A 19,432-nucleotide genomic window follows, 5' to 3' on the forward strand; every position below is an offset into this window, starting at 1 on the left:
ATGGAGTCGGCAGAGATCGCCCGCCGCTTCCTGCGCTTCTTCGAGGAGCGTGGGCACACCGTCGTGCCCTCGGCCAGCCTGATCGCCGAGGACCCGACGCTCCTTCTGGTCCCCGCGGGCATGGTCCCCTTCAAGCCCTACTTCCTGGGCCAGCGCACGCCCCCCTACAAGCGGGCGGCGAGCGTGCAGAAGTGCGTGCGCACCCCGGACATCGACGAGGTCGGCAAGACCACCCGGCACGCCACCTTCTTCCAGATGCTGGGCAACTTCTCCTTCGGCGACTACTTCAAGGACGACGCGATCCCGTTCGCCTGGGAGCTGCTGACCCGCTCCGAGGCCGACGGCGGGTTCGGCTTCCCCGAGGACCGGCTCTGGGTCACCGTCTACCACGACGACGACGAGGCCGCCGAGCTCTGGAACAAGAAGGTCGGCGTCCCCGCCGAGCGCATCCAGCGCCGCGGCATGGCCGACAACTTCTGGTCGATGGGCGTGCCCGGCCCCTGCGGCCCCTGCACCGAGATCTACTACGACCGCGGCCCGGAGTACGGCCGCGAGGGCGGTCCGGTCGCCGACGAGAACCGCTACCTCGAGGTGTGGAACAACGTCTTCATGCAGTTCGAGCGCGGCCCGGGCAGCGGCAAGGAGGACTTCCCGATCCTCGGGGACCTGCCCGCCAAGAGCGTCGACACCGGCATGGGCCTGGAGCGCATGGCCGCGATCCTGCAGGGCGTCGACAACATCTACGAGATCGACACCACCTACAAGATCCTCGACCGCGCCGCCGAGCTGACCAAGACCCGCTACGGCCGCGACGAGCGCGCCGACGTCAGCCTGCGCGTGGTCGCCGACCACGTCCGCACCGGCACCATGCTGGTCGCCGACGGCGTGCTGCCCGGCAACGAGGGCCGGGGCTACGTGCTCCGCCGCATCCTGCGCCGCACGATCCGCAACCTGCGGCTGCTCGGCTCCGGCGAGGATCGCTACATGCACGAGCTCACCGCCGTCGCGATCGACGTGATGGGCGAGCTGTACCCCGAGCTCAAGTCCGACGCCCCGCAGATCCACGGCGTCATCGACGCCGAGGAGGCGTCCTTCCTCGGCACGCTCCGCACCGGCACCGCGATCTTCGACGCGGCGGTGGAGGAGACCAAGCGCAGGTCCGCGACCGTGCTGCCCGGCGAGCAGGCCTTCCAGCTCCACGACACCTACGGCTTCCCGATCGACCTGACCCTGGAGATGGCCTCCGAGCAGGGCCTCAAGGTCGACGAGGAGGGCTTCCGCCGGCTGATGAAGGAGCAGCGCGACCGCGCCAAGGCCGACGCCGCCGCGAAGAAGACCGGCAACGCCGACATCTCGGTCTTCGGGCAGATCCTGGAGAAGGCCGGCAAGGTCGAGTTCCTCGGCTACGACCAGGTCAGCGCCGAGTCCCAGGTCGTCGGCCTGCTCGTCGACGGCGCCTCGGTGCCCGCGGCGGGCGCGGGCACCACGGTCGAGGTCGTGCTCAGCCGTACCCCCTTCTACGCCGAGGGGGGCGGCCAGCTCGCCGACCAGGGCGTCGTCCGCGCCGACGGCGCCGAGGTCGAGATCGTGGACGTGCAGTCGCCGGTCGCCGGCCTGGTCGTGCACCGCGGCAAGGTCCGCGGCGGCGAGATCCGGGTGGGCGACCAGGTCCAGGCGGAGATCGACGTCGAGCGCCGCCGGGCCATCTCCCGCAGCCACACCGCCACCCACATGGTGCACCGCGGCTTCCGCAACGCGCTGGGCGAGAGCGCGGCGCAGGCCGGCTCGGAGAACTCCCCAGGCCGCTTCCGCTTCGACTTCACCGCGGCCGGGGCCGTCCCGCCGAGCGTGCTGCGCGACGTCGAGGACGAGGTCAACGCCGTCCTCATCAACGACCTGCAGGTCAACGCCTTCCACACCTCCCAGGCCGAGGCCCGGGCGATGGGCGCGCTGGCCCTGTTCGGCGAGAAGTACGGCGACGTCGTGCGCATCGTCGAGGTCGGCGACTACTCCCGCGAGCTCTGCGGCGGCACCCACGTCGCCAGCTCCGGCCAGCTCGGCCTGGTCAAGGTGCTCGGCGAGTCCTCCATCGGCGCCGGCGTGCGCCGGGTCGAGGCCCTGGTCGGCCTGGACGCCTTCCGCTTCCTGGCCCGCGAGAGCGTGCTCGTGGCGCAGCTGTCCGAGCAGATCAAGGCGCGCCGCGAGGAGCTGCCCGAGCGCATCGAGGGCATCGTCACCCGGCTGCGCACCGCCGAGAAGGAGCTGGAGAGGCTCCGCTCGGCCCAGGTGCTCGCGGTGGCGGGCGAGCTGGCCGCCGGGGCCCGCGACGTGCACGGCGTCTCCGTCGTGACGCACCGCGCGCCCGACGGCACCTCCGCCGACGACCTGCGCAAGCTCGCCCTCGACGTGCGCGGCCGGTTCCCGGCCGACCGCGCCGCGGCCGTCGTCGTGGCCGGCGTCCCCGGCGACCGTCCGGTCGTCGTCGCCGTGGTCAACGAGGCGGGCCGTGAGCGCAAGCTGAAGGCGGGCGCCCTCGTCGGCGTCGCCGCCAAGGCGCTCGGCGGCGGCGGTGGCGGCAAGGACGACATCGCCCAGGGCGGCGGCGCCCGTCCGGAGGCGATCGGCGACGCGCTCGGCGCCGTCGAGCAGGCGATCGCGCAGACGCTCGCCTGACGGCGAGAGACGCCCGCGGGCCGGGAGGCGGCCCGCGGGCGGAGGAGACCTCCATGAGACACGGCACACGGCTGGGCGTCGACGTCGGCTCGGTCCGCATCGGCGTGGCCCGCAGCGACCCCTCGGGACTGCTGGCCACCCCGGTCGAGACGGTACGGCGGGGCAGGGGCGACCTGGACCGGATCGCGGAGATCGCGGCGGAGTGCGAGGCGGTCGAGGTCGTGGTCGGCCTGCCCACCTCGCTCTCCGGCCGGGAGGGCCAGGCGGCCGCGCTCGCCCGTGAGTTCGCGGGCCGGCTCGCCGCCCGGCTCACGCCCGTCCCGGTCCGGCTCTTCGACGAGCGGCTCACCACGGTCACCGCCCAGCAGGGCCTGCGGGCCAGCGGAGTGAAGGCGAAGAACCAGCGCGGCGTGGTGGACCAGGCCGCGGCGATCGTGCTGCTCCAGGCGGCCCTCGACGCCGAACGCGCCACCGGCAGGCCGCCGGGGCGGCCGGTGGGCGACGAGCCCGGGAAGTGACCCGGGCGAGGGGCCGGGAAGCGGCGCCGGGCCCCGGCGGCGGTCAGCGGTGGACGAGCTCGTGCTCGACCTGGTCGATCGGGTCGCCGTCGCCGAAGATCTCCGCCGACCCGGGCCTCGCCGGCGAGGGGCCGTAGTAGGAGAAGGCCGGCGGCCGCCCGTCCAGCGCGGCCGGCAGGACGGCGCCCTCGCCCCCGGCGAGCACGCCGTGCCACTTGCCCCGCCGGTGGCTCACGGCCTCGGCGAAGAACTCCGGGGCGAAGAAACCGGCGCAGGCGGCCTCCCATGACGCCGCGTGGATCTAACCCACGACGTTCCCGTCACCGGCGGAGGCCGGGAACACTGTGCAGACTCCGGTCACGCGATCACGATATTGGAACCAGGCGGCGGGCGGGGACCACCGCCGTGGTGATCGCCGCGTACGGCGTGGCCCGGCCGAGTGCCCCTGGTCGGATGGCGGCCGTCAGGACGTCAGGACGCCGGGACGCCGGCTCGGGTCCGGGACGACGGCTCCACCTCCAAGACCGGAATATGAGCAAATGGGGCCGATGTGAAGTATCGACCCGGATGGCATGATGATCCTCGCGGCGATCATCCGGTGGCGCCTGCTCCCGCCGGTGCGGCCGGACCTCCTGGAGCGGGTCGCCTGCCCCGTGGCGTGCCGCCGCGGGGTGGTGGCGGCGGGCCCGGAGCGGGAACGCTGGAGGTGGCGCCGCACGGTGCGGGAGGGAGCTGACGGAGGTCCGGCGCCGGTGTCCCAGCGCGTAGAATCGCGAAATTCCATGACTAAGAGAGTGGGTTCGTGAAATATCGGGAAGAACCGAACATGCCGCTGAGGTGTGGTGATGAGTGGCGATGTGTTCCCCCGTCCCGCCCGGCGCGGCGCTCAGCACCCTCAGGCCGGGCGGAGGAGCCCGGCTCGCGGGCATGTCCGGCCCGGTGAATCCCCATGGTTCGACATCCTGACTTGACGCCGGGGCATCCGCGCCGGGAGATTGGCCAGCGAATCTATGAATGACCTTGATATGGACTTCCTGGCCGGTGCCGAGGACGACGACGGTCGATCACGGCGCCGGTCACGCGCGTCCTCCGGCCGCGGCTCCGCCGGGAGGCGCGGCCGCCGCCGGAAACGGCGCCGGAACCGGGGCGGCTTCCTGGCTCCGATGCTCGCGGTGCTCATCCTGGTGGGCGGCCTCGGCGCCGGCGGCTACTACGGCTACACCTGGCTGAGCGACGTGATGACCCCCGACGACTACGCCGGCCAGGGCAGCGGCGAGGTCACCGTGGAGATCGAGACGGGGCAGACCGCCACCGAGGTCGCGCAGACCCTGGTGGAGCAGGACGTGGTCAAGAGCGCCAAGGCGTTCACCAACGCCGTCGCCGCCGCGGGCAAGAGCTCCTCGCTCCAGCCGGGCGTCTACCGCCTGCGCAAGCAGATGTCCGCCGCCGCGGCGGTCGATCTGCTCGACCCGGGCAAGCAGTTGATGGAACGGGTCACCCTCAAGGAAGGGCTGCGCCTGTCCGACACGATCACGACGCTGGCCAAGTCGACGGGCATGGCCGCGGCGGAGTTCCAGAAGGCCGCGCGGGACACCGAGGCCCTGGGGCTGCCGTCCTACGCCAGGGGCAGGCTCGAGGGCTATCTGTTCCCGGCCACCTACGACATCACGCCCAAGATGTCGGCCACCGACATCCTGACCGCGATGGTCGACCGCTTCAACGAGACCGCGGAGAAGGAGAAGCTGGTCGCCGGGGCCAAGGCGCTCGGCCGCACCCCGCACGAGATCATCACGATCGCCAGCATCGTCCAGGCCGAGTCCGGCAAGGCCGACGACATGGGCAAGATCGCCCGGGTCATCTACAACCGCCTCGAGGAGGGGCGGAAGCTGGAGATGGACAGCACGGTGTTCTACGGGCTGAAGAAGTACGGCATCGCCGCGACCAACGCCGACCTGCAGAGCACCTCCCCCTACAACACCTACCGGCGGACGGGACTGCCGCCCGGGCCGATCAGCAACCCCGGTGACCAGGCCATCCAGGCGGCGCTCAACCCGCCCGCGGGAGACTGGCGCTGGTTCGTGGCCACCGACCCGGAACGCGGTGTCACGGAGTTCGCCAGCACCGAGGCGGACTTCCTCCGGCTCAAGGCCAAGTTCGAGAAGACCCGGACGGGATGATGATGAAGGCAGCGGTTCTCGGCTCTCCGATCGCCCACTCGCTCTCGCCGTACCTGCACCGTGCCGCCTACGCGGCGATGGGGCTGGACGACTGGAGCTACGAGGCGATCGAGTGCGACGAGGCGGGGCTGCCCGCCCTGCTCGACGGGCTCGGGCCCGGCTGGGCGGGGCTCTCGCTGACCATGCCGCTCAAGCGGGCCCTGATCCCGCTGCTCGACACGGTCACCGAGCTGGCCGTCGCGGTGGGCGGGGCCAACACCGTGGTCTTCGCCGACGGCGCCCGGCACGGCGACAACACCGACGTGTACGGCATCGTCGCGGCGCTGGAGGAGGCCGGGGCGGCCCCGCCGCGGAGCGCGACCGTGCTCGGCGGGGGAGCCACGGCGGCCTCCGCGCTGGCCGCCCTGCGTGAGCTCGGCCTGACGGAGGCCACCCTGGTGGTCCGCGACCCGTCCCGCGCGGGGGAGACCGCCGAGGCCGCCGAGCGGCTGGGCACCGCCCTGACGGTGCAGACCTTCGACAAGCTGGAGACGGTGCTCGACGCCGACCTGGTCGTCTCCACCCTGCCGTCCGGGGCGGCCGACGGTTTCGCCGGCCTGGTGGCCTCCCGGGCGCCCGCGCTCTTCGACGTGGTCTACGCCCCCTGGCCGACCCCTCTCGCGCAGGCCGTACGGCAGGCGGGCGGGACCGTGGTGGGGGGCTTCGCGATGCTGCTGCACCAGGCGGTCCGCCAGGTCGAGCTGATGACCGGCCGCACGGACGTGCCGGTGGAGGCGATGCGCGCGGCCGGGGAGGCGGAGATCCTCAGACGAGCCGCTCGGGAGAGCCGGCCGTCCCCGAGCCGTACGGCCGGAAACCGCGCCGGGCGGTGATGAATACGACCGCGACGAGGAGCACCTCGACGAGGAGGGGGAACCAGCCCCGCGCCTCCAGGTGCCGGGGGAGCTGCTGACCGTACAGCAGCGCCACCAGCGGCAGCTGGAGCAGCAGCGTGCGGCGGCCGACGGGGGTCCGGCTGCCGGCGCCGCAGGCCATGGCGAGCAGCGCGGGGACGGCCAGCTGCTCGACGAAGAAGTCGAGCATGAACGCGAACCAGAGGACGTTGGCCACGGCCAGGACCGCCAGGGCCGCCGCCGTCCAGCGCAGCAGCGTCCCGCGTCCGATGAGTTCCGCGCCCGCGGCCGGTTCCGGGGCGAAGGTCAGCAGCAGGGCGATGATCACCGCCGGCGCCGTCTGGAGGGCGATGTTGGCGGCGCCGAACCACTCCGCCATGAAGGCGCCCTCGCCCAGCACGGCCGTGATCGTGGCGGTGTACACCATCAGGCCGAAGAGCGCCCACAGCCATGCCCAGGTCATCGCCGCCCGGCGTGGCCCGCGCAGCGCCAGCGCCAGGGTCAGCGCGTCCGGCGCCAGCGTCACCGCCGCGACGGCCGGCCGGTGGGCCGGATGCATTCCGTCGTTCAGCAGCGTGATGACCGCGGGGCCGGTGTGCACGATGAGGAAGTAGAGCGGGGCGGTGACCGCGGCGACGTTCAGCGCGTCGCGCCAGAGCGGAGCGGACCCGGGCCCGAGAAGACGGCGGGTGCGGATCAGGAGCCCGCCGCGGACCACGTCCAGGACGTCGCGCGGACCGGGACGCCGCTGCCCCGGGCGCGCGCCGGCGAGCAGCACCCCGATCATCTCCTCGCCGTGGCGCGCCCGGTGGTCGGCCGGATACCAGGCCAGGAGCCTGCGGTAGCGGTCCTCCAGGCCGCTCATGCCGCGCCTCCCGCGAGACCGCGGCGGGAGAGCGTGCTGCCGTGGGCAGGGCGGGCGCGCAGGCGGGCGGAGGCGGCCTCGGCGTGCCGGCGCAGCCGTTCGGCCTCGGCGGCCAGCCGGGAGCCGCCCGCGTCGGTCAGCCGGTAGTAGCGCCGGACGCGGCCGTCCACGACCTCCTCGCGGTCGTCGGCGATCAGGCCCTCGGAGCGGAGCCGGTCCAGGGCGGCGTAGAGGGTCCCGGCGCGCAGCCGCACCCGGCCGCCGGAGATCTCCGCCACGTCGGCGATGACCCCGTAGCCGTGCTGAGGGCCCGCGGCCAGGGCGGTGAGGATGAGGAACGTGGGTTCCTGCATCGGGCGTTCACTCATGTGATCTTTATATATCGACCATCTGTATATGGACAAGGGGGAGATTCGGCTTCCGTCCACGGGCGTGGTAGTGTGACTACTCGATCGGTCCGGCATGCCTGCCGGACGCGCAAGCGGAGGTCTTCCTCCCACCTGGTCGACCGCTGGGTCGGCAGGTCAAGGATCACGCCGGATCTTTCCGGCAGGGCTTACGGCCTAGGGTCTGTGAGCTCAAGTGGCCCCGCATGCGCGACGTGCGGGGCAATTCGCGTTTCGCACCCTGTTGAGGGGAGCGGGCCGCGTGACCTCCCGGCACGATCGAGCACGTGGCGGCCGCCCGCGAGGGCGGCAGCGGATCGCAACCTAGGAGGCCCCATCAGCGCCGAGCCCCGCATCAACGACCGTATTCGTGTGCCCGAGGTGCGCCTCGTCGGCCCGAACGGCGAACAGGTGGGCATCGTCTCCATCGGCGATGCTCTGAAGCTGGCTCAGGAGGCCGACCTCGACCTGGTCGAGGTCGCGGCCACGGCTCGCCCGCCTGTGTGCAAGCTCATGGACTACGGCAAGTTCAAGTACGAGTCGGCCATGAAGGCACGCGAGGCGCGCCGTAACCAGGCGTACACGATCATCAAGGAGATCAAGCTCCGGCCGAAGATCGACCCGCACGACTACGAGACCAAGAAGGGTCACGTGGTGCGGTTCCTCAAGGCGGGAGACAAGGTCAAGGTCACGATCATGTTCCGCGGGCGGGAGCAGTCCCGTCCCGAGCTGGGCTTCCGGCTCCTGCAGCGGCTGGCGGAGGACGTCAAGGACCTCGGGTTCGTGGAGTCCCAGCCCAAGCAGGACGGCCGTAACATGATCATGGTGATCGGCCCGCACAAGAAGAAGGCTGAGGCCAAGGCCGAGAAGGCCGCGGCCAAGGCGCGGCGAGACGAGGAGCCGGCGGAGGGCAGTGCGCCCGTCTCCGACGAGGCGGCCGCTCCGCAGGAGTGACTCGCATAGCCTGAACGCTCAGGCAGCCGCGAGATGAGAATCCGGGACCGGGTCCGGTCTCGCAGTCAGGCATGCCCTTGACTCGGGTCACCGGCCCGGGACATCGGCACGATCGAGGGAGAGACGGCTGAGATGCCGAAGATGAAGACGCACAGTGGTGCGAAGAAGCGGTTCCGGCTCACCGGTTCCGGCAAGATCAAGCGCCGCCGCGCCAACCGCGCGCACTACAACGAGTGGAAGTCGTCCACTCTGACGCGCCGTCTCAAGCCCGAGGTCGTGCTGTCCGACGCCGACACCAAGAAGATCAAGAAGCTGCTCGCCAAGTAACCGATCCCGGGGAGATAGATACACATGGCACGCGTGAAGCGGGCGATCAACGCCAAGAAGAAGCGCAGGGTCGTTCTCGAGCGGGCGAGCGGTTACCGGGGCCAGCGGTCGCGTCTGTACCGCAAGGCCAAGGAGCAGATGCTCCACTCGATGACCTACGCCTACCGCGACCGCAAGGACCGCAAGGGCGCCTTCCGCCGTCTCTGGATCCAGCGCATCAACGCCGCTGCCCGCCAGAACGGCATCACCTACAACCGGCTCATCCAGGGTCTGCGCCTGGCCTCCATCGAGGTCGACCGCAAGATCCTCGCCGACCTCGCGGTGAACGACGCCGCCACGTTCGCGACGCTGGTGGAGGCCGCCAAGAAGGCGCTCCCGGCCGACGTGAACGCGCCGGTCGCCTAACGGACGGCCGTACGCGCCGCCGGTGCCGGGCCGGCTCCGGCGCAGAACGCGGCCCGCAGCGATCACGCTGCGGGCCGCGTTCGCATTCCGAGGGTTTATGAGATTGCAGGGTTCCCGGGGTTCCCGGGGTGCCCGGGGTTTCTGCAAAGGACGGTTATGGCGGGTTCCGAGCTGACGAACATCAAGTCGCCGCGGGTCAAGGCCGCGCGGCGGCTGGCCAAGCGGGCCTTCCGCGACCGTGACCGGTCCTTCCTGGCCGAGGGGCCGCAGGCGGTCCGCGAGGCGCTCGCGCTGGAGGGCGTCGTCGCCGAGCTGTTCACCACGGCGGAGGCCGAGCTGCGCCACGCCGACATCCTCTTCGCGGCGACCCACGCCGGAGTGCCGGTCTTCCGGGTCAGCGGGGAGGTCATGTCCGAACTCGCGCAGACCGTCACCCCGCAGGGCCTGCTGGCCGTCTGCCGCTTCCTGCACGTGCCGCTGGAGCAGGCCGTGACCGCGGGCTCGCGCCTGGTGGCCGTCCTGGCGCACGTGCGCGACCCGGGCAACGCCGGCACGGTGCTGCGCTCCGCCGACGCCGCCGGCGCCGACTCGGTCGTCTTCACCGACGCCTCGGTGGACCCCTACAACGGAAAGTGCGTGCGGGCCAGCGCGGGCAGCCTGTTCCACCTCCCGGTCACCGTGGGGACGCCGGCGGCGCAGGCCGTGGCGCGGCTGAAGGAGTCCGGGCTGCGCGTGCTGGCCGCCGACGGCGCCGGCGAGCGCACGCTGGACGACGTGGACCTGTCCGGGCCGACCGCCTGGATCTTCGGCAACGAGGCGTGGGGGCTGCCGCCGGAGCTCCTGCGCCTGGCCGACGAGGTCGTCAAGGTGCCGATCTACGGCCGGGCGGAGAGTCTCAACCTCGCCACCGCCGCCGCGGTGTGCCTGTACGCGTCCGCCCGGTCCCAGCGGGCCGGTTCCGAGTCCGGCCCCGCTCCGAGGCTGCCGTAGGGGGAGGGAAACCCGCTATTGTCGGCGGTGGAGTCCGAGGAGGCGGGGTCGTGCACGGCGAACACACCGACGAGCGGGGCGCTGGCTCCCCATGGGTGGTCGACGTGGACGATCTTCCGGACGGCCTCGTGGTCGCCGACCGGGACGGCCATGTGCTGGCCGTGAACCGGGCGGCCGCCCGGCTGACCGGCGTCACCCGGGAGCAGGCCGAGGGCCGCCACATCCGGGACGCCCTCTCCCTGCGGGACCAGGACGGCCGCGACTGGTGGAAGTGGCTCGACCCCTACGGCGGGCTGCCCACCCGCACCCGCCAGCCGGAGCTGCCGCTGCGCACCCCGGCCGGGCACGAGCTGCTCGTCACCGCCCGGCTGGTGCGCCGGCCCGAGAGGGCCGGTGAGGTCGTCCGCGTGGTCGTCTCCCTGCGGGACGCCGGGGCCCGGGCCCGTCTGGAGCGCAGCCGCGCCGACCTGGTCTCCACCGTCGCCCACGAGCTGCGCTCCCCGCTGACCAGCGTCAAGGGCTTCACCGCGACGCTGCTGGCCAAGTGGACCCGCTTCACCGACGACCAGAAGCTCGTCATGCTGGAGACGGTCAACGCCGACGCCGACCGGGTCACCCGGCTGATCACCGAGCTGCTCGACGTCTCCCGCATCGAGTCCGGGCGGCTGGAGATCCACCGGCAGGTGGTCGACCTCCCCGCCCGGGCCAGGAAGATCATCGCCGGGCGGATCGCCGCGGGAGAGCCGGAGGACCGCTTCCGCCTGGCGGTCCGCGGCGAGCTGCCCGAGACCTGGCTCGACCAGGACAAGATCGACCAGGTTCTGTCCAACCTGCTGGAAAACGCGGTGCGCCACGGCCGGGGTACGGTGACAATAGCCATGGAACCAAACGAATGGGGAGTCACCGTGTCCGTCCGTGACCAGGGGGAGGGCATCCCGCCCGAGCTGGCCACGCGTGTGTTCCGGCAGTTCTGGCGGGGCAACGCCCGCCGCCGCGGCGGGACCGGACTCGGCCTGTTCATCGTCAAGGGCCTGGTGGAGGCCCACGGAGGCACGATCTCCGTGCAGCGCGGCCCCGAAGGCGGGGCGGAGTTCCGATTTACCGTGCCCACCGGCACGCCCGACTTCGCCTGAGACGGCGGAGGCGAAGCGCCCCGGTGGGCACTCTGTCGTCGGTCGAGCCCGCCCGCGCCGCGCTCCCGGGACCCATCCGCGGCCCTGTGCCGGAATCCCCGGACCAGCCGGGATTCCCGCGGCGCTCCCGGGCCGGGCCCGACCGCTTCAGCGACTAGACTCGTGGCCGCTCAAGCCCTGGATTGGGAGCTCTCTTGTCTAACTACGACCCGGTCGAGGTGACGCCGCTGCACGCCGACGAGGTGGCGCGCATGCAGGCCGAAGCGCTCGAAGCCGTCAAGGCTGCGCGCGACCTCGACGAACTGAAGCAGGTACGGCTCGCCCACGCCGGCGACCGCTCGCCTCTCGCCCTGGCCAACCGCGAGATCGGCGTGCTGCCCCCGGCGGCCCGCGCCGAGGCGGGCAAGCGCGTCGGCGGCGCCCGCAGGACCATCGCCGACGCCCTCGCCGAGCGCCAGGCCCAGCTGGAGGCCGAGCGCGACGAACGGGTCCTCGTGGAGGAGACCGTCGACGTCACGCTCCCGTGGGACCGCGCCCCGCGCGGCGCCCGCCACCCGCTGACCACGCTGCAGGAGCGCATCGCCGACGCGTTCGTCGCGATGGGCTACGAGGTGGCCGAGGGCCCCGAGCTGGAAGGCGAGTGGTTCAACTTCGACGCCCTCAACATCGCGCCCGACCATCCGGCGCGCTCGGAGCACGACACCTTCTTCGTGGAGTCCACCGACTCGGGCAAGGTGCTGCGCACCCAGACCTCGCCGGTGCAGATCCGGGCCCTGCTCAGCCGTGAGCTGCCGGTCTACGTGATCTCTCCCGGCAAGGTGTTCCGCACCGACGAGCTCGACGCCACCCACACCCCGGTCTTCCACCAGGTCGAGGGGCTGGCGGTCGACGAGGGCCTGACGATGGCCCACCTGAAGGGCACCCTGGACCGCTTCGCCGAGGTCATGTTCGGCGAGGGCATCACCACCCGGTTCCGGCCCAACTACTTCCCGTTCACCGAGCCGTCGGCCGAGATGGACCTGAAGTGCTTCGTCTGCCGGGGCGCCTCCGCGGTCCCCGGCAACCCGCCCTGCCGCACCTGCAAGTCCGAGGGCTGGATCGAGTGGGGCGGCTGCGGCATGGTCAACCCGCGGGTGCTCATCGCCTGCGGGGTGGACCCGGACCGCTACAGCGGCTTCGCGTTCGGCATGGGCGTCGAGCGCACGCTGATGTTCCGCCACAACGCCGAGGACATGCGCGACATGATCGAAGGGGACGTGCGCTTCACGCTCCCGTTCGGAACGGAGGTCTGATGAAGGTCCCGCTCTCATGGCTGCGGGAGTACGTCGATCTCCCCGCCGCCACCGCCCACGAGATCGCCGACGAGCTCACCGCCGCCGGGCTCAAGCTGGAGTCGATCACCTCCCACGGCCACGACGTCAAGAACGTGGTCGTCGGCGAGGTGCTCTCCATCGAGGAGCTGGCCGGCTTCAAGAAGCCCATCCGCCACTGCCGGGTCGAGGTGGGCGAGGCCGAGCCGCGCCAGATCGTGTGCGGCGCGACCAACTTCGCCGTCGGCGACCGGGTGGCGGTCGTGCTGCCCGGCGGCGTGCTGCCCGGCGGGTTCGAGATCGGCTCCCGCAAGACCTACGGCCGCCTGTCCGAGGGCATGATCTGCTCCGAGCGCGAGCTGGGGCTGGGCGAGGACCACGGCGGCATCATGGTGCTGCCCTCCGGCACCCCGATCGGCGCCGACGTGGTCGAGCTGCTCGGCCTGCGCGAGGACGTCATCGAGCTGGAGATCACCCCGGACATCGGCTACGCGCTGTCCATCCGGGGTGTGGCCCGCGAGGTCGCCACCGCCTTCGGGGTGCCGTTCCGCGACCCGGCCGACGTCTTCCCGCCGGCGGAGCCCGGCCCGTCCTACCCGGCCTCGATCGCCGACGCGACCGCCTGCGACCGCTTCGTGCTCCGGGAGATCCACGGGTTCGACCCGCACGCGCCGAGCCCGCCGTGGATGCGGGCCCGGCTGACGCGGGCGGGCATGCGCCCGGTCTCGCTGGCGGTCGACGTCACCAACTACGTGATGCTCGAGCTCGGCCAGCCGCTGCACGCCTTCGACCGGAGCAGGCTGAGCGGCGAGATCGTGGTCCGCCGGGCCGAGCCGGGGGAGACCCTGGAGACGCTCGACCACGTCGTGCGCAAGCTCCACCCGGAGGACATCCTGATCACCGACGCCTCGGGCGCGATCTCGATGGCCGGGACCATGGGCGGGCTGCACACCGAGATCTCCGACGACTCCACCGACATCGTCATCGAGGCCGCGCACTTCTCCGCCACCGGCATCGCACGGATGTCCCGCCGCCACAACCTGGTCAGCGAGGCCTCCAAGCGCTTCGAGCGGGGCGTGGACCGGGAGCTGCCGCTGCGGGCGTCCTGGCGCGCCGCCACGCTCCTGGCGGAGCTGGGCGGCGGCACGGTCCAGCCGGGCGTGACCTGCGCCGAGGCCGAGGCCGAGCAGGTCCGCATCGCCATCCCGAGCGGCCACCCCGGCCGGGTCGCCGGCGTGCGCTACGACCGCGGGACCGTGATCCGCCGCCTGGAGCAGGTCGGCTGCACGGTCACCGAGGGCGCGGGAGCTCAGGGCGCCCAGGGCGCCCCCGCGGCGGACGGGACGGCGGCCAGGCTCGCCGTCACCGGCGACGACATGCTGACGGTGGTCCCGCCCTCCTGGCGGCCCGACCTGACCGACCCGAACGACCTGGCCGAGGAGGTCATCCGGCTCGAGGGATACGACAGGATCCCCTCGGTCCTGCCCGCCGCCCCGGCCGGGGCCGGTCTCACCGAGGGCCAGCGGCTGCGCCGCAGGGTCGGCCGGGCGCTGGCCGCCGCCGGATACGCCGAGGTGCTCGCCTACCCGTTCGTGGGCGAGCGCGACTTCGACGCCCTGCAGCTGCCCGCCGGCGACGCGCGCCGCCACGCCGTACGGCTGGCCAACCCGCTCAGCGAGGACGAGCCGCTGATGCGGACCACGCTCCTGCCGGGCCTGCTGAAGACCCTGGTCCGCAACGTCGGCCGGGGCGCGGGCGACGTTGCGCTGTTCGAGACGGGCCTGGTCTACCGGCCCGCGCCGGACGCGCCGGCCAAGGCCCCGGTGCTGGGCGTGGAGCGGCGGCCGACCGACGCCGAGCTGGCCTCGATCGAGCGGGCGCTGCCCGGCCAGCCGAGGCGGGTCGCGGTGGTGCTGGCCGGGGAGTTCGAGCGCTCCGGCTGGTGGGGCAAGGGCCGCCCGGCCACCTGGGCGGACGCCGTCGAGGCCGCCCGTACGGTGGCCCGCGAGGCCGGCGTCGCCCTCGACGTCCGCGCCGACCGGCACGAGCCCTGGCACCCGGGCCGCTGCGCCGCGCTGTACGCGGGTGAGACGCTCGTCGGCCACGCCGGTGAGCTCCACCCCCGCGTCGTCGAGGCGTACGGCCTGCCGCCGCGCACCTGCGCGATGGAGCTGGAGCTGACCCGGCTGGAGGACCTGCTCGGCGGCCCGGCGCAGACGCCCGCCATCTCCGGCTACCCGGTGGCCACCCAGGACGTGGCGCTGATCGTCGACGCCGGGGTCCCGGTCGCCGAGGTCGAGGCGGCGCTGCGTGCGGGGGCCGGCGAGCTGCTGGAGGCCATCCGGCTGTTCGACGTCTACACGGGCGCGCAGGTCGGCGAGGGCAAGAAGTCCCTGGCCTACTCGCTGCGCTTCCGCGCGCCGGACCGGACGCTGACCGTCGAGGAGACCACCGCGGCCCGTGACGCGGCGGTGGCCCTGGCGGCCGAGCGGACCGGAGCCCGGCTCCGCGGAGCCTGACGGACACCTGACGAGGGCCTCGGCGGCGTTGCCCGCCGGGGCCTTCGCATGCGCCCGGACGGTCATCATCATGGTCTGCGGGGCGGTGACCGGCGATCCCGGCGCCCGCCCCCCACGACGCAAGCGAGAGAAGGAACGAGATGAGGCACCTGCTGGTGTTCGCCGGCCGCGACGACGCCGACGAGGTCGCGGAGGCGGTGGCGGAGGAGTTCCCGGCGCTGGAGGCGCCCGCCGTGGTGCGGGAGACCCTGGCGGGGGAGGACGACGCGGAGGACGCCCAGTGGGTCGTGGCGGTCGAGGACCCCGACGGCGTCCTGACGGCCGACGACCGGGCCTGGATGGACGAGCTGGCGGAGCAGTACGGCGGCTGGCGCGAGACGGAGGACTGAGCGGCGGCCGGCTCGGGGCGGCCCGGGGCCTCGGCGGGCGGGGCCCCTGCGGCGGCCCCGGACGGTCCCGGGCGGCCTCAGAGCAGGTCGATCTCCGTCAGGTCGATGTCGACGGTGAAGGGGGAGGAGACCTTGAGGAGCTCGTGGTGGATGCCGGTGATCACGTAGCCGCCGGTGACCTCGTCGAGCTCGTAGGCGTGCACGACGGGCCGGCCGTCGTCGCTCTCCACGATCCAGAAGTGCGGGATGCCCGCCGAGGCGTAGAGCGACGGCTTGCGCTTGCGGTCGCGGGTCTTCGACTCGGGTGAGACGACCTCGACCACGAGCACGACGTCCTCGGCCCGGTAGAAGGTCTGCTCCGGGCTCTGCTCGGCCGAGGCCCTCACGACGCTGAGATCCGGCTCCGGCCGCTGGTCCCGGCCCAGGACGACGCTCATCTCGCGACGTACCCGCAGCTCGGCGGGGACGGTCCGGCGCAGGCCGGATACAAGAAGGTCCACCGCCCGGGTGTGGAAGGAAGCCTGGGGACTCACGAAGACCAAGCTTCCATCAATCAACTCTGTGTGCGCAGGCAAATCCGGAATGCGATCGAGGTCTTCCGCCGAGAAGCCCCCGGGGGGAGGGAACACCCACTCGGGCAGCGAAGGATGGGTCATCTCCACGCTCCGAACCTCAACGGCCGTCATGGCGTCCAGCGTAGCAACCGGCACGGAGCGCGTCAGGGGCATCACGGAGCGGTCATGGCGCGTCCAGGGCCGTGCGGCGCGTTCCGGCCGGGACACCCGCGAGTCCTCCGGGTGGGGGAGGGCCGCCGGTCACGCGGCCTTTACCCGGGTCAGCTCCTCGCGGCGGGCGCGCTCCCGGACGGCGTGCTCGTCGGTGCGCGCGTCGTAGTCGCGGAACTTCGGCAGGAGCCCGGCCAGGGCGGCGACGGCGCCGACGCAGAGCAGGCCGCCCGCGCCGAGGGCGAAGCGGGTGCCGCCGAGGTGGTCCATCAGCCCGGCGCGGGCGTTGCCCAGCATCGGGCCGCTGGTGTAGGAGAGCAGCTCGATGCCGGCCAGGCGGCCGCGGTAGGCGTCGGGGATGGTCTGGTTCCAGATGGTGGCCCGGAAGACGCCGCTGATCATGTCGGCGGCCCCGGCCACGGCGAAGAAGGCCAGGATGCCCCACATGCTCGGCATGACGGCGGCCAGGGCCACCGCGACGCCCCACACGAGAGCGGCGATGATCACGCCCAGGCCGTGCCGGTGGACATGGCCGGTCCAGCCGGAGGTGAGCGAGGCGATGAGCGAGCCGACGGCCGCGGCGGAGTAGAACAGGCCGAGCGCGCCGGGGGAGCCGACCTGGTCGGCGAGGAACGGGTAGAGCGCGGTGGAGAAGGCGAAGACCATCGCCGCGACGTCCACCAGGTAGGTGCCCATCAGGTCGGGGCGGCGCACGGCGTAGCGCACGCCGTCGGCCAGCGCCCGCAGGGAGGCCTCCTGGGGGGCGTCCTCCGCCTGGGCCGGGGCCCGCACCGGCCAGAGCAGTGCCAGCGAGATCAGGAAGGTGGCCACGTTGACCGCGTAGGCGGCGGCGACGCCGTACGAGGCGGCGATCAGGCCGCTGAGGGCGGGGGCGACGATGGCGCCGAGGTTCCAGCGGAAGCCGCTCAGCGCCGCGGCGGCGGCGAGCTGGTCGTGCCGGACCACGCGCGGCATCAGCGACTCCATGCTGGGCCGCTGCAGGCTGCCGAAGCCGGCCGAGAGCGCGCCGACGACGTACAGCACCCAGACCTGGGGGTCGGGCAGGAGCGCGTTCACCAGCAGGATCAGGACCGTGAGGCAGAGCCCCGCCTCGGTCCAGAGTATGATCTTCCTGCGGTCCAGCGCGTCGGCGATGGCCCCGCCCCACAGGCCGCAGACCACCATCGGCACGAACTCGGCCGCGCTGACCAGGCCGACCGCCAGCGGCGAGTCGGTGAGCTGCTTCATCTGCAGCGGGACCGCGACCAGGGTGAGGAAGGTGCCGAACATCGTGACCACCCCGGAGCCGAAGAGCAGCCGGAAGTCACGGGAGTCGCGGAGCGGGCTCAGGTCCATCCGCAGGTGGCGGAGCAGGCGCAGGAACGGTCGATCGGGATTTTCTGGCACGGACAGTAAGTCTCAGGCCCAGACCGCCCGGAGGCAAACGGGTTTCCGGACGGTCCGGGCGCTGACCCGGTGGCTCCCCGTCAGGAGCCCAGGACCTCCTTGCGGAGGTGGGTCTTGAGGATCTTGCCGCCGGGGTTGCGGGGCAGCTCGGCCTCGCGGACCCAGAACCGCACCGGCACCTTGAAGGGCGCGATCCGCTCGCGCAGGAACGCCTGGAGCTCCTCGGGGGAGGCCGGGGACTTCAGCCGCACGACCGCGCCGACCTCCTCGCCCAGCTCGTCGTGGGGGATGCCGATCACCGCGGCGTCGTCCACCGCCGGGTGCTCGAAGAGCGCGGCCTCCACTTCGGCGCAGTAGACGTTCTCGCCGCCGCGGATGACCATGTCCTTGGCCCGGTCCACGATGTAGACGAAGCCCTCGTCGTCCATCCGGGCCAGGTCGCCGGTGTGCAACCAGCCGCCGACGAAGGTCTCGGCGGTGGCCTCGGGGCGGTTCCAGTAGCCGAGGATGACGTTCGGCCCGCGCATGCACAGCTCGCCGACCTCGCCGCGGGGGAGCTCCTCGCCGAGCGGGTCCGCGATCTTGACGTCGACCACGGGCATCGGCAGGCCGATGCTGTCGGGCTTGGCCAGATAGTCCGGGCCGCTGTTGTTGATCGCCAGGGCGGTGGTCTCGGTCATGCCGTAGCCGTTGGAGGGCTGGCGGGCCGGGAGCTGCTCGGTGATGCGCTCCAGCAGCTTGGGCGGGGCGGGGGCGCCGCCGTACCCGAGGGAGTTGAGGCTGGAGATGTCGTACTTGTCGAGGTCGGGGTGGGACAGCAGCTGCCAGACGTTGGTGGGCACGCCGCTGAAGACGGTGACCTTCTCGCGCTCGATCAGCTCCAGGGCCCGCCCGGCGTCCCACTTGTACATCAGCACCAGGCCGCCGCCGCTGAACATCGTGGTGGTCATCACGGCGAAGCAGCCGGTGACGTGGAAGAGCGGCACGGTCAGCAGGGTGATGCGGCGCTGGCCGGCGGCCGCGGCCGGGTCCTTGCCGGTCCGCACCACGCTGCGCAGCAGGCTGTAGGCGACGGTCAGCGGGGACTGGCCGACGTTGCGGTGGCTGCCGAGCGCGCCCTTCGGCACGCCGGTCGTGCCGGAGGTGTAGAAGATCGTGGCCGGGTCCTCGGGGGAGAGCTCGACCTGCGGGAGCGTCACGTCCGGGCGGACCTCGCCGAGCACGTCGGCGAAGGAGCGGGCGCCCTCGGGCGCCTCGCCGCGCGTCACGATCAGCGGTACGGACGTCCCGGCGAGCTTCTCGGCGCGCTCGCCGTCGGCGATCAGCACCTTGGCCCCGGAGTCCGAGAGGCCGAACTCCAGCTCCGGGGTGGTCCACCAGGCGTTGAGCGGCACGGCGACCGCCCCGGCGGCCAGCGCGGCGGAGAAGGAGATCACCCATTCGGGGTAGTTGCGCATGGCGATGGCGACCCGGTCGCCCTTGGCGACGCCGTACTCCTCCACCAGGCGCCGGGCCAGCGTCGCCACCCGGCGGAAGTGCTCCTCGTAGGTGATGCGCTCGTCCTCGTAGACGAGGAACACGTTCTCCCCGTGGAAGCGGCTGTTCTCAAGGAGGGTCCGGAAGGTGCCCGGGGCGTGCTTCCAGGTTCTGATCGTGCCGCCGAGACCCGGCGCCTCTTCCATCTCGAAAAGCTGCCCGGGACCGGTGAGCTGCGCCTGGACCTCGGCGTTGGTGACAGTCATGCGTTCGTGACTCCCAGGG

At 72.6% G+C, this 19,432-nt stretch carries 18 protein-coding genes; 12 read left to right on the plus strand and 6 right to left on the minus strand.

Annotated features, from left to right (window positions below; all coding sequences use genetic code 11):
- Positions 1 to 2,673 carry an alanine--tRNA ligase gene (gene alaS / locus ACFOWE_RS18985; RefSeq protein WP_377289591.1) on the plus strand — a complete coding sequence of 891 codons (2,673 nt, stop codon included), beginning with the start codon at positions 1 to 3 and terminating at the stop codon, positions 2,671 to 2,673.
- 53 nt (positions 2,674 to 2,726) lie between these two features.
- The gene (gene ruvX, locus ACFOWE_RS18990) at positions 2,727 to 3,191 is read left to right on the plus strand and encodes a Holliday junction resolvase RuvX (RefSeq protein WP_377289593.1); all 465 of its coding nucleotides are present in this window, start codon (positions 2,727 to 2,729) and stop codon (positions 3,189 to 3,191) included.
- Between the two features lie 43 nt (positions 3,192 to 3,234).
- Here ruvX and ACFOWE_RS18995 read toward each other — a convergent pair whose 3' ends face one another.
- Positions 3,235 to 3,426 (minus strand): hypothetical protein, encoded by a 192-nt coding sequence (locus ACFOWE_RS18995; RefSeq protein ID WP_377289595.1) that lies wholly within the window; start codon positions 3,424 to 3,426, stop codon positions 3,235 to 3,237.
- Positions 3,427 to 4,354: 928 nt separating this feature from the next.
- Here ACFOWE_RS18995 and mltG point away from each other — a divergent pair.
- Both mltG and ACFOWE_RS19005 read left to right on the plus strand, forming a co-directional pair.
- Positions 4,355 to 5,368 (plus strand): endolytic transglycosylase MltG, encoded by a 1,014-nt coding sequence (gene mltG / locus ACFOWE_RS19000; protein WP_377289597.1) that lies wholly within the window; start codon positions 4,355 to 4,357, stop codon positions 5,366 to 5,368.
- A gap of 2 nt (positions 5,369 to 5,370) precedes the next feature.
- Positions 5,371 to 6,240 (plus strand): shikimate dehydrogenase, encoded by an 870-nt coding sequence (locus tag ACFOWE_RS19005; protein ID WP_377289598.1) that lies wholly within the window; start codon positions 5,371 to 5,373, stop codon positions 6,238 to 6,240.
- On the opposite strand, the gene ACFOWE_RS19010 is transcribed toward ACFOWE_RS19005, so the two are convergent.
- Together ACFOWE_RS19010 and ACFOWE_RS19015 are read right to left on the minus strand one after the other, a co-directional pair.
- Positions 6,173 to 7,126 carry a hypothetical protein gene (locus ACFOWE_RS19010; RefSeq protein WP_377289600.1) on the minus strand — a complete coding sequence of 318 codons (954 nt, stop codon included), beginning with the start codon at positions 7,124 to 7,126 and terminating at the stop codon, positions 6,173 to 6,175. The genes ACFOWE_RS19005 and ACFOWE_RS19010 overlap by 68 nt on opposite strands.
- Entirely contained in the window at positions 7,123 to 7,494 is a 372-nt protein-coding gene (locus ACFOWE_RS19015; RefSeq protein WP_377289602.1) for a PadR family transcriptional regulator, read from the minus strand. The genes ACFOWE_RS19010 and ACFOWE_RS19015 overlap by 4 nt, the downstream gene beginning before the upstream one ends.
- Positions 7,495 to 7,866: 372 nt before the next feature.
- Here ACFOWE_RS19015 and infC point away from each other — a divergent pair, with 372 nt between their 5' ends.
- The 8 genes from infC to ACFOWE_RS19055 all read left to right on the plus strand — a co-directional run bounded on the left by infC (position 7,867) and on the right by ACFOWE_RS19055 (position 15,539).
- A complete protein-coding gene (gene infC, locus ACFOWE_RS19020) occupies positions 7,867 to 8,466 on the plus strand; it encodes a translation initiation factor IF-3 (RefSeq protein WP_449301220.1) in 600 nt (199 codons plus the stop codon).
- 132 nt (positions 8,467 to 8,598) lie between these two features.
- Positions 8,599 to 8,793 (plus strand): 50S ribosomal protein L35, encoded by a 195-nt coding sequence (gene rpmI / locus ACFOWE_RS19025; protein WP_344862574.1) that lies wholly within the window; start codon positions 8,599 to 8,601, stop codon positions 8,791 to 8,793.
- Between the two features lie 24 nt (positions 8,794 to 8,817).
- Positions 8,818 to 9,198 (plus strand): 50S ribosomal protein L20, encoded by a 381-nt coding sequence (rplT, locus tag ACFOWE_RS19030; protein ID WP_344862576.1) that lies wholly within the window; start codon positions 8,818 to 8,820, stop codon positions 9,196 to 9,198.
- Between the two features lie 156 nt (positions 9,199 to 9,354).
- Positions 9,355 to 10,188: a TrmH family RNA methyltransferase gene (locus tag ACFOWE_RS19035; RefSeq protein WP_377289605.1), complete on the plus strand. Its 834-nt coding sequence runs from the start codon at positions 9,355 to 9,357 to the stop codon at positions 10,186 to 10,188.
- 50 nt (positions 10,189 to 10,238) lie between these two features.
- Complete coding sequence (locus ACFOWE_RS19040) at positions 10,239 to 11,321, plus strand: sensor histidine kinase (RefSeq protein WP_377289607.1); 1,083 nt, start codon at positions 10,239 to 10,241, stop codon at positions 11,319 to 11,321.
- Between the two features lie 251 nt (positions 11,322 to 11,572).
- A complete protein-coding gene (gene pheS / locus ACFOWE_RS19045) occupies positions 11,573 to 12,613 on the plus strand; it encodes a phenylalanine--tRNA ligase subunit alpha (RefSeq protein WP_377289645.1) in 1,041 nt (346 codons plus the stop codon).
- Positions 12,613 to 15,150 (plus strand): phenylalanine--tRNA ligase subunit beta, encoded by a 2,538-nt coding sequence (locus ACFOWE_RS19050; protein ID WP_377289609.1) that lies wholly within the window; start codon positions 12,613 to 12,615, stop codon positions 15,148 to 15,150. Before pheS ends, ACFOWE_RS19050 begins: the two co-directional genes overlap by 1 nt.
- 140 nt (positions 15,151 to 15,290) lie before the next feature.
- The gene (locus ACFOWE_RS19055; protein WP_377289611.1) at positions 15,291 to 15,539 is read left to right on the plus strand and encodes a hypothetical protein; all 249 of its coding nucleotides are present in this window, start codon (positions 15,291 to 15,293) and stop codon (positions 15,537 to 15,539) included.
- Positions 15,540 to 15,616: 77 nt separating this feature from the next.
- Here ACFOWE_RS19055 and ACFOWE_RS19060 read toward each other — a convergent pair whose 3' ends face one another.
- The 3 genes from ACFOWE_RS19060 to ACFOWE_RS19070 form a co-directional block, all read right to left on the minus strand.
- Entirely contained in the window at positions 15,617 to 16,195 is a 579-nt protein-coding gene (locus ACFOWE_RS19060) for a Uma2 family endonuclease (protein ID WP_377289647.1), read from the minus strand.
- A 159-nt stretch (positions 16,196 to 16,354) separates the two neighbouring features.
- Complete coding sequence (locus ACFOWE_RS19065; RefSeq protein ID WP_377289613.1) at positions 16,355 to 17,671, minus strand: MFS transporter; 1,317 nt, start codon at positions 17,669 to 17,671, stop codon at positions 16,355 to 16,357.
- Between the two features lie 80 nt (positions 17,672 to 17,751).
- The gene (locus ACFOWE_RS19070; RefSeq protein ID WP_377289615.1) at positions 17,752 to 19,413 is read right to left on the minus strand and encodes a class I adenylate-forming enzyme family protein; all 1,662 of its coding nucleotides are present in this window, start codon (positions 19,411 to 19,413) and stop codon (positions 17,752 to 17,754) included.
- Positions 19,414 to 19,432: the final 19 nt, after the last annotated feature.

It is taken from the genome of Planomonospora corallina (assembly GCF_042650625.1).
GTDB classification, from domain to species: Bacteria; Actinomycetota; Actinomycetes; order Streptosporangiales; family Streptosporangiaceae; genus Planomonospora_B; species Planomonospora_B corallina.